The following is a 2,277-nucleotide window of genomic DNA, read 5'->3' as shown; positions in this document are numbered from 1 at the left end:
TTCGGTGGATGAGGTTCCTTTGAAAAAGACCTGTGGGGTCGCCTTCGGGTGATGCTTGCAGGCAATTACACAGCGAGGACGTTGTGGCGCGTCGGTCTTATTCCGACATGACGTGCCCGCTCTAAGTGATGTGTGCACCCGATTACGGGTAAACATTCATGGAGAGTTTGATCCTGGCTCAGGACGAACGCTGGCGGCGTGCTTAACACATGCAAGTCGAACGATGAAGCCCTTCGGGGTGGATTAGTGGCGAACGGGTGAGTAACACGTGGGCAATCTGCCCTTCACTCTGGGACAAGCCCTGGAAACGGGGTCTAATACCGGATACCACTCCTGCCCGCATGGGTGGGGGTTGAAAGCTCCGGCGGTGAAGGATGAGCCCGCGGCCTATCAGCTTGTTGGTGGGGTAATGGCCCACCAAGGCGACGACGGGTAGCCGGCCTGAGAGGGCGACCGGCCACACTGGGACTGAGACACGGCCCAGACTCCTACGGGAGGCAGCAGTGGGGAATATTGCACAATGGGCGAAAGCCTGATGCAGCGACGCCGCGTGAGGGATGACGGCCTTCGGGTTGTAAACCTCTTTCAGCAGGGAAGAAGCGAAAGTGACGGTACCTGCAGAAGAAGCGCCGGCTAACTACGTGCCAGCAGCCGCGGTAATACGTAGGGCGCAAGCGTTGTCCGGAATTATTGGGCGTAAAGAGCTCGTAGGCGGCTTGTCACGTCGGATGTGAAAGCCCGAGGCTTAACCTCGGGTCTGCATTCGATACGGGCTAGCTAGAGTGTGGTAGGGGAGATCGGAATTCCTGGTGTAGCGGTGAAATGCGCAGATATCAGGAGGAACACCGGTGGCGAAGGCGGATCTCTGGGCCATTACTGACGCTGAGGAGCGAAAGCGTGGGGAGCGAACAGGATTAGATACCCTGGTAGTCCACGCCGTAAACGTTGGGAACTAGGTGTTGGCGACATTCCACGTCGTCGGTGCCGCAGCTAACGCATTAAGTTCCCCGCCTGGGGAGTACGGCCGCAAGGCTAAAACTCAAAGGAATTGACGGGGGCCCGCACAAGCAGCGGAGCATGTGGCTTAATTCGACGCAACGCGAAGAACCTTACCAAGGCTTGACATATACCGGAAAGCATTAGAGATAGTGCCCCCCTTGTGGTCGGTATACAGGTGGTGCATGGCTGTCGTCAGCTCGTGTCGTGAGATGTTGGGTTAAGTCCCGCAACGAGCGCAACCCTTGTCCTGTGTTGCCAGCATGCCCTTCGGGGTGATGGGGACTCACAGGAGACCGCCGGGGTCAACTCGGAGGAAGGTGGGGACGACGTCAAGTCATCATGCCCCTTATGTCTTGGGCTGCACACGTGCTACAATGGCCGGTACAATGAGCTGCGATACCGCAAGGTGGAGCGAATCTCAAAAAGCCGGTCTCAGTTCGGATTGGGGTCTGCAACTCGACCCCATGAAGTCGGAGTTGCTAGTAATCGCAGATCAGCATTGCTGCGGTGAATACGTTCCCGGGCCTTGTACACACCGCCCGTCACGTCACGAAAGTCGGTAACACCCGAAGCCGGTGGCCCAACCCGTAAGGGAGGGAGCTGTCGAAGGTGGGACTGGCGATTGGGACGAAGTCGTAACAAGGTAGCCGTACCGGAAGGTGCGGCTGGATCACCTCCTTTCTAAGGAGCACAGTACCGATTGCAGGCAAATGTTCTGCACGGTCAGCTCATGGGTGGAACGTTGATTATTTGGCACGGTTTCCAAAACCTCCCTGTAAGTACTGCTTCGGCGTGGAAAACAGTGATGGTGGCGGGGATCGTGTCTGGCACGTTGTTGGGTATCTGAAGGTACGGCCGTAAGGTCTTGTCTTCGCGATGCCGGCCCCAGTGAACTCATCAGCTTGTCTGGTGGGGTGATGGGTGGCTGGTCGTTGCTTGAGAACTACACAGTGGACGCGAGCATCTGTGGCCAAGTTTTTAAGGGCACACGGTGGATGCCTTGGCACCAGGAACCGATGAAGGACGTGAGAGGCCGCGATAGGCCCCGGGGAGCTGCCAACTGAGCTTTGATCCGGGGGTGTCCGAATGGGGAAACCCGGCAGTCGTCATGGGCTGTCACCCACTGCTGAACACATAGGCAGTGTGGAGGGAACGAGGGGAAGTGAAACATCTCAGTACCCTCAGGAAGAGAAAACAACCGTGATTCCGGGAGTAGTGGCGAGCGAAACCGGATGAGGCCAAACCGTATGCGTGTGATACCCGGCAGGGGTTGCGCAT

Annotated in this window: 2 rRNA genes; both read left to right on the top strand. The window is 57.5% G+C overall.

From position 1 onward, the window contains the following. The first annotated feature begins 155 nt into the window (after nucleotides 1-155). A 16S ribosomal RNA gene (locus ACZ58N_RS38795) occupies nucleotides 156-1,680 on the top strand. A 287-nt stretch (nucleotides 1,681-1,967) separates the two neighbouring features. Further along, a 23S ribosomal RNA gene (locus ACZ58N_RS38790) occupies nucleotides 1,968-2,277 on the top strand; the annotation flags it as partial.

The organism is Streptomyces sp. NPDC040432 (assembly GCF_055595445.1).
The sequence above is the reverse complement of the archived record's forward strand: the minus strand, read 5'-3'. Positions and strand labels throughout refer to the sequence as shown.